A 6,975-nucleotide genomic window follows, 5' to 3' on the forward strand; every position below is an offset into this window, starting at 1 on the left:
GATCCGGGCCCGGGCCCGGCGGCGCCCGGCGACCCCGCCGCGGACCCGGCCGCGCCCACCTCCCGTACGACGACCGCGCACGAGGTACGCATCACCGCGCGGCACCGGCACTCCTTCAGCAAGGGCAGCCGGGACGGCAGGGACGACAGGGACGGCAAGAGCAACCAGGCCAGTCGGACCACTCAGGCCGGTCAGGGCAGCCAGGCCGGTCGGGGCGGCAGCGGCGGCAAGGGCGGCAGGGGCACGCAGGTCACCTTCCACAGCGCCACCTTCGAGGGGCACCTGCGCGTCACCGACCCGGAGGCCCTCACCGCCCATCTGCTCGGCGGCATCGGCCCGGCCAAGGCGTACGGCTGCGGCCTGCTCACGCTCGCCCCGCTGCCTGCCGCCCGGTGAGGGGGCCGCGCCCGGTGAGGGCCCACCGCCTGGTGAAGCGCCCGCGCCCCGTACCGCCCCACGGGCCACCCCCGCCACCCCCACCACCCCCTTCACCGTGGCTATCGGTTACCCCCGAGGGGCGTACGGGCGCGGGACGCGGAGCGTAAGAAGTGCGGTGCTTCGGGGGCGGGGGGCTTGTGGGCGGGGGCTGCGGGCATCATGGTGGGCGCCTCGCGTGGCGGGTCGGGGTGGGACATCCTGACGCGGGCGGCTGCGCGACGGCGCTGTCGACCGTTGTTGTTCCTGAAGCTGACACCTGCCGTGCCCCGGTGGTGGCGTATCCGACCGGCGTGCGCGGCCCGGACCACCGGGGGAAACCGCGATGAGGGTGGAGTGGCGAGTCTTCCGTGCACAGGCCAGGCCCGTTCCGGAACCGCTGGCCACGCCCCGGGTGCTCGGCGCGGCCAATGCCGGCGCGCTCGCGGCGGTGGCGCTGCTCGGGGTGTGCGGCCTGCTGACCGACCCGGAAACCGTCCTCGCGGTGCTCTGCGCGCTGGCCGTCGGACTCGGCGTCTGCGCCCGTCTGGTGGCCGCTCCCGGCATAGCCGTGGTGTGCTGGATCTTCCTCAACTGGGCGGCGATCAACCCGCGTTGGCAACTCAGTTGGGCTGGCTACCCGGAGGCCGGCCGAATCGGCTTCCTCCTCGCCGCCGCCGTACTCGGCACGGTCATCGCCCGGATCAGCCATGCGCGGCGGGCCTATCGGCGCACCACGGCGGGTGGGGGGTGATGGGGCCGGGGGTGCGGGGTGGTTGCGCTGGGGGCAGGGTGGTTGCGCCGGGGGCGCTGCGGGTCAGGGGTGCAGGTAGTCGGGCGCGTGGGCTCCGCCCGTACCCACCGCTTGGGGGCACTGTCGGGCGGGGCCCGCATCCACGGCCCGACCGGCCGCCAGGCCCGTACAGACGGCGGGCGGGGTACGGCATCGCCCCGTAACCCGGGCCGCACCCCCGCCCTCACTCAACCCCCACCCCCAACCCGCCCCACCGGCGCGGACTCGGTCGTCGGGTCGGTGTCCGCCGCTGGGTGGGCGTCCGACTCGGGGTCGTCCCCGGTTGCCGGTTCGTCCTCGCGGTAGCGGAGCAGCAGCATCGCCGCGTCGTCGTGCGGTGGGCCGGCCGCGTGGGCCACCAGGTTCTGCCGCAGGGCCTCCACCGCGGCCTGCGGGTTGGCGGCCCGCAGCAGGGCGGCGCGCTGGCCCAGCGGATAGAAGTCGCCGCGGGCGTCGCGGGCCTCGCTCACCCCGTCGGTGTAGAAGAGCACCTGGTCGCCGGGGGCGAAGTCGACCGTGTGCGGCACCGGGCCCTTCGCGCCGTGCAGCGCGAGGCCGAGCGGCAGGGCCCGTTCGGGCGGTGGCAGGAAGGTGGCCGAACCGTCGCCGCGCACCACCAGCGGCGCCGGATGGCCGTAGTTGAGGAGCGTCATGGACCGCTCGGGCCCGGACTCGGCCAGCACCGCGGTCACGAACTTCTCCGTCGTCCGCACGTGCCGGTACAGCGCCTGTTCGAGCCGCTCGCCGACGGCCGTGAGCACCGGCTCGTCGTAGGCGGCCTCGCGGAACGCGCCCAGGATGACCGCCGCCGTCTCGACCGCCTCAAGTCCCTTGCCCTGTACGTCCCCGACGATGGTCCGCACCCCGTACGGCGTGGCCACCACCTCGTACAGATCGCCGCCGATCCGCGCGTCAGCCACCGCCGAGGTGTACGAGACGGCCACCCGCAGCGGCCCGGCGGACAGCGGCACGGGGCGCAGCAGGACGCGCTGCGCGACCTCCGCGATGGACCGCACGTTGGCGAGTTCGGCCTCCCTGCGCTGCCGCATCACCGCGGCGACCAGGCCGGCGACCGTGACGCCGCCCACCGACACCAGGGCGGTGGCGCCGCGGCGGTGGCTCAGCAGGTCGTTGTAGAGGCCGAGGCCGAGCGTCAGGGCGAGGGCGAGGCCGCCGATCCAGGCGGTACGGCGCCAACCGCCGACGAGCCCGGCGAACGCGGGCCCCAGCGAGATCAGCGGCAGGAAGCCGACGCCCGAACCCGCGGTCAGGTGCACCACCACGACGACGGCCATGACCGCGTACGGAATCGCCGAGAGCACGTGCGAGGGCCGATTCGCTGCTACCACCGCACCCCTGCCCCTTCTTCAGTTCCGCGCCACCACCCAGCGTCCCGCGCGGACCGGCACGCCACGGGGCGGACGTCGCACCGGTGGACCGGGGCGCGCCCCGGGGTCGGATTCCGGTTCTCTCCGGTCGCGGGGCCGCCACCAGCGGGTTCGGCGGGCCGACGACCGCCGGGGCGGTGGCGCGGGGCCGGGTGCGCTGGGTGGGGCGGGCCACGGCCGGGCACGCGGTGGGGACGGCGAGCGCTTGCCACCCCCTCATCGAGTGTGCACCGTCCGTCGATTTTCCGCCCCCCTCTTCCACCCCTCTCCCGCGACGGCCTCCCCTACGCCGGCGCCCGAACCACCGCAGCGGCCGGTTGCGCCCCGGCGGCGGCCCCACCGGTGGCCGACTTCGGCCGCTGGACGCGTACGGACGACCGGGCGGTGGTCAGACGTACGGCGGGACGTGGCGCGCGTACGGCGAGGGTGGCGGGGCGCCGGGGAACGGCGGACGGGAACAGCGCGGGCCGTGCCGTACGGAGGGGAGCGGCGGGCGGGGGCGAACGCGGGAACGGCAGTGGGGGCACCGTCCGCTGCGGAGGTTCCGCGCGGGACAGTGCCCCAACTGAGACGCCGGGTCAGTGCTCAGCACTCACCGCTCGGCGTGCGTCAGGGCCGCTGCGGGGCCCCGGGACGGGCTCAGACGCCCGCGATGGACTGGATCCAGGAGCGGTACGCGGTCACGTTGGTGTAAGCCGTGGTGGTCTGGCGGTCGCTGGTGGAGGCGACGCCGACCTGGACGCCACCGGCCATCATCGGGCCGCCGGAGTCACCACCGGCGGTGATGCCGTTGCCGCGGCGGGCGCAGATCGCCTGGCCCTGGTACGCGTCGCGGCAGCCACCGGACACGGTCACGTTGGCGACCTTCAGGTACTGCGACTGGCAGTTGATCTCGGAGCCGCACTGCGAGGTGGCGCCCCAGCCGTAGACCTGCACGCTCTGGCCGACGTTGACCGAACCCGGCTGGCCGAGCTGGGCGTAGGTCGCGGAGACCGAACGGTCGAGGCGGACCAGCGCGAGGTCGGCGGACGGGTGGGTCTGCGTCTGCACGCCGTTGGCCGTGGTGCCGCCACTGGTCTGGTCCAGGCTGCCGATCCGGAACGACAGGCCGCCGCCGGAGACGCAGTGCTTGGCGGTGAGAATCCAGTTGGAGTTGATGATGGTGGACGTACACGTCTGGCGTCCGTTGGAGAACAGCCGCGCGGCCCACGGGCCGCTCTGCGCGTAGCCACCGCCGATGATGCGGGTCGACGGTTCACTGGAGGCCGGGGCCTGCGGCGTCTCGGCGGCCGTGGCGTTCACGGAGAGGGTGAGGACGGAGAGCAAAGCGGCTATGAGCGCGGGGACTAGCCTGGTAATTCGCAAGGTTCCTCGTTTCCGAAGACACCCGATTACGCGGGCGTCGTTGGCCAGGGATTACCAGGATTACGAAGCCTTGTTGAAAGGGGTAGTAACAAACTTCCATAACATGCGGATATAGCTGGCGCCCCATCACCCGGCGGGGCACCGGGGTCCACAACAGTCACCCCGACCCAGATCCGCCAGCGAACTCCCAGGTCACACAGGGTACATCGGCACCCCATCGAGGCGCGGACGCCCCGGCTCCGATTTCCCGCTTTCCCGGCACAAGCCGAGGAAAGCCACGAGAACCGCCCACATCATTCCCATGTCAGCGCAAGCCGCCTTTCCGTTTCCCGCATACGGATATGGGCCTGCCGGCCGGGTTCACCGCGGGTGATCCACCGTCCGCCTTCACCTGTTTATCGATCTTCCGCAGCTTTCGCGGCCAACGGACCGGCGATCTCCATTGACCGCATCGCCCCGCCTCAGAAAGTGACGTCGAAGGGGTGGGAACGGGTTCCCTCGCGACAACTTCCGAAGGGGTGGGGGTGGTTTGCGTAGGCGCTGTTCCGTATGGCCGCTGCCGGGCTTGGCTCGCGTTCGTCTGCACCCGCCCGCGTTGGGGCGCGGGACCCCGGCCTTGGACGTCCAGGCAGCCAGAACCGGAACATGATGGTTCGTCACATACGGTGTTTGCGCGGGGTCACGCGGCGGAAGTCCCCGTCGCCGTGCCTGTGGGCGAGGCGGGCGGCCGGTAGGCTGTTTTCTCGCATTTGCTCGACGTGGCCTTACCCCGCGAACTGCTCGTGAACTGAGGACCGAAGGAGAGGCAGCGCGTGCCCGAAATCGTGGATCGGGCGGCCTTCCGGCGCCTTTTCGAGAGCTTCCAGCACACCGCCTGGCGGCTGGAGACCCGGCGCGGCTACGCGTCCGACCGTGCGGACCCCGACTTTCAGGAGTTCCTGGCCACCGGTTCCTCACCCTGCGACCCGAGCGAGCCGTGGTTCGTCACCATCAAGGCGCAGACCGGGGCGGGCAAGCGCGTCGGGCGGGTGCGCGTCGCCGACCGTCCGATGACCACCGAGCAGCGGTTCCTGCTCGACTACGCCCGGCACAACGCGTCATTCGGCGAGGACATCCGCTACCTGTGGCGCGAGCAAGCCGCCGACTTGCCCGCCGTGGACTTCTGGCTCTTCGACTCGCGCTTGGTCGCGCTGCTCCACTTCGATGACGCCGACGCCATCACGGGCATCGAGCTGATCACCGAACTAGCCGAGGTCGTGCGGTACGCGATGGTGCGCGACGCGGCGATGCACCACGCGGTGCCGTTCGACCAGTTCGCCGCGACCGAATAGAGCGCATGGCCGGTGAGCACCGACTATCAGCAAGCCAGGGTGGCCCTGGGGGCGCGGCTGCGCGAACTCCGGATCGCCTGTCCTGGTGGTCGGCTCACCGGTCAGCAACTTGCCCGGCGGCTCGGCTGGCCCGGCTCCAAAGTCAGCAAGTTGGAGAACGGCAAGCGCTGCAAGCAGGTCGCAAGACCGGTTCGGGGTCGTAGTCGCCCCGCGCTCCTCCGTACCCCGCCGCGCCGGGATGCGGGACCGGCCAAGTAGGGCGTACGGCGCCGGGGCGTTGGGCCCGGAGACGGGGGACGGGGGACAGGGCCCAGGTCAGCCGATCCGGGTGAAGGGCGTGAAGTCGCGTTGGCCGTTGACGGTGCGGTAGAGGTTGCCGGAGGCGTCGAAGACGAAGGATGAGGCGTTGTCGCCCGGGCAGTAGCCGGTGGAGTTCGAGCGGGGCGCGGGGGGGCCGACGGACAACTGCTTTCCGCCGTCCTCCACCGCGACCAGGGTGGCCGTCGACTCGCAGTAGCCGGCACCGTCGTAGGACAGGGTGATCACGTGTTGGCCCGGCTTGGCCTGGCGGACCACCATGTGCTGGGAGATCGGGCCCGCGTAGTTCTTCCGCTCCCAGGTGCCGAGGAAGCGCTGGGGGACGGTGTTGGTGGGGGTCGGGCGGGTCGGCGGGTCCTGGTCGGCGCCGCTGTCGGGCCGCTCGGCCGGCGGGTCGTCGTCCCGGTCGGCCGGGGTGGTCCGCTGGCCGCCGGACGGGGCGTCGGCATCCTTGTCCCGGGCCGACCCACCGCGCTCGCCCGGCGTCGAACTCGGCTCGCGCTGCCCCGCGTCGGCGCCCTTTCCCTTGGCCGCGTCCTCGTCCCCGTCCTTCTTGGCCTCGTCGGCGTCCCGCTCGGCCTCGTCCTGTTTGGCCTTCCCGTCCTTGGACTTGCTCGCGGACGGCGCGGGCGATGCCGGTGCCTTGGGGTCCGCGGTCGGCGCGGCCGACGCCGCGGCCCGTTCCCGGCCCTGCCCGCCGCGCCCCTCGTCGCGGGTCAGCAGCGCGACGGTACTGGCGGTCGCGAGCACCGCGAGCACCACCGTCGCCACCACCCAGCCGCGGCGCCGGGAGCGCCCGCCGGTCGGCGCGTGCGCGGCCTTCGCCGATGCGGGGGTGGCCGACGGGGTGGCCGACGGGGTGGCCGACCGTACGGGATCTGCCGCGTCCGGGGAGCGCACGGGACCTGCCGCGGCCCCGGCGGCAGGCCCGGCTCCGGACGTGGCCCGGGGTGCGTCCGCCGGGGTGGCTTCCGGGGGCAGCGGCACGGCCACGGGGGCGGGCCCGGCGGGCGGAGCGGCGGCCGGCGCGGCCGACGCCGACGGGGGTGGTTCGGCGGGCGCCGACGGGGGTGCCGCCGGGGTGGCCGTGGCTGCGGCGGGCGGTTCCGACGCGGCCGGTTCCGGCAGGGACGGCGCGGATACGGACGGCGTGGATACGGACGGTGCGGACGCGGTGGACGGTGCGGACGCGGTGGACGGTGCGGACGCGGCGGGCGCCTTCGGCCCGGCAGTCGCCGTGCGTGCGGGCGGCGCGGGCGCAGCAGGAGCAGCCGCCGCGGACGCCGAACCCTCGGTGGACGGCATGGATACGGCCGGCGCGGGCCCGGGGGACGGCGCGGGCCCGGCGGACGGCGCGGGCCCGGCA

5 protein-coding genes and 3 pseudogenes are annotated in these 6,975 nt (G+C 73.7%); 5 read left to right on the forward strand and 3 right to left on the reverse strand.

Annotated features, from left to right (window positions below; genetic code table 11):
- The coding region (locus AAHZ94_RS25450; RefSeq protein ID WP_349995529.1) for a type I-E CRISPR-associated protein Cas6/Cse3/CasE at positions 1-396 on the forward strand (396 nt) is incomplete at its 5' end.
- Positions 397-760: 364 nt separating this feature from the next.
- Positions 761-1,168: a hypothetical protein gene (locus AAHZ94_RS25455; RefSeq protein WP_349995531.1), complete on the forward strand. Its 408-nt coding sequence runs from the start codon at positions 761-763 to the stop codon at positions 1,166-1,168.
- A 227-nt stretch (positions 1,169-1,395) separates the two neighbouring features.
- Here AAHZ94_RS25455 and AAHZ94_RS25460 read toward each other — a convergent pair whose 3' ends face one another.
- The gene (locus AAHZ94_RS25460; protein ID WP_349995537.1) at positions 1,396-2,502 is read right to left on the reverse strand and encodes a PP2C family protein-serine/threonine phosphatase; all 1,107 of its coding nucleotides are present in this window, start codon (positions 2,500-2,502) and stop codon (positions 1,396-1,398) included.
- Positions 2,503-3,234: 732 nt separating this feature from the next.
- A complete protein-coding gene (locus tag AAHZ94_RS25465; RefSeq protein ID WP_349995533.1) occupies positions 3,235-3,960 on the reverse strand; it encodes a S1 family peptidase in 726 nt (241 codons plus the stop codon).
- A 758-nt stretch (positions 3,961-4,718) separates the two neighbouring features.
- Between AAHZ94_RS25465 and AAHZ94_RS25470 the strand changes: the two are divergent.
- Positions 4,719-5,291 (forward strand): annotated as a pseudogene (locus AAHZ94_RS25470) (DUF6879 family protein); the annotation flags it as partial.
- Positions 5,292-5,303: 12 nt separating this feature from the next.
- A pseudogene (locus AAHZ94_RS25475) lies at positions 5,304-5,459 on the forward strand (helix-turn-helix domain-containing protein); the annotation flags it as partial.
- Between the two features lie 147 nt (positions 5,460-5,606).
- Here the strand turns inward: AAHZ94_RS25475 and AAHZ94_RS25480 are convergent.
- On the reverse strand, positions 5,607-6,509 hold the full coding sequence (locus tag AAHZ94_RS25480) for a hypothetical protein (RefSeq protein WP_349995535.1): 903 nt from the start codon (positions 6,507-6,509) through the stop codon (positions 5,607-5,609).
- A 181-nt stretch (positions 6,510-6,690) separates the two neighbouring features.
- Here AAHZ94_RS25480 and AAHZ94_RS25485 point away from each other — a divergent pair.
- Positions 6,691-6,975: pseudogene (locus AAHZ94_RS25485) on the forward strand (potassium/proton antiporter); the annotation flags it as partial.

This window comes from Streptomyces sp. HSW2009, assembly GCF_040240285.1.
GTDB lineage: Bacteria > Actinomycetota > Actinomycetes > Streptomycetales > Streptomycetaceae > Streptomyces.

Bases quoted from the DNA above. Each gene is read 5' to 3' on its own strand.
- AAHZ94_RS25455 (WP_349995531.1), top strand. From the start codon at position 761: ATGAGGGTGGAGTGGCGAGTCTTCCGTGCACAGGCCAGGCCCGTTCCG.
- AAHZ94_RS25460 (WP_349995537.1), bottom strand. From the start codon at position 2,502: ATGGCCGTCGTCGTGGTGGTGCACCTGACCGCGGGTTCGGGCGTCGGC.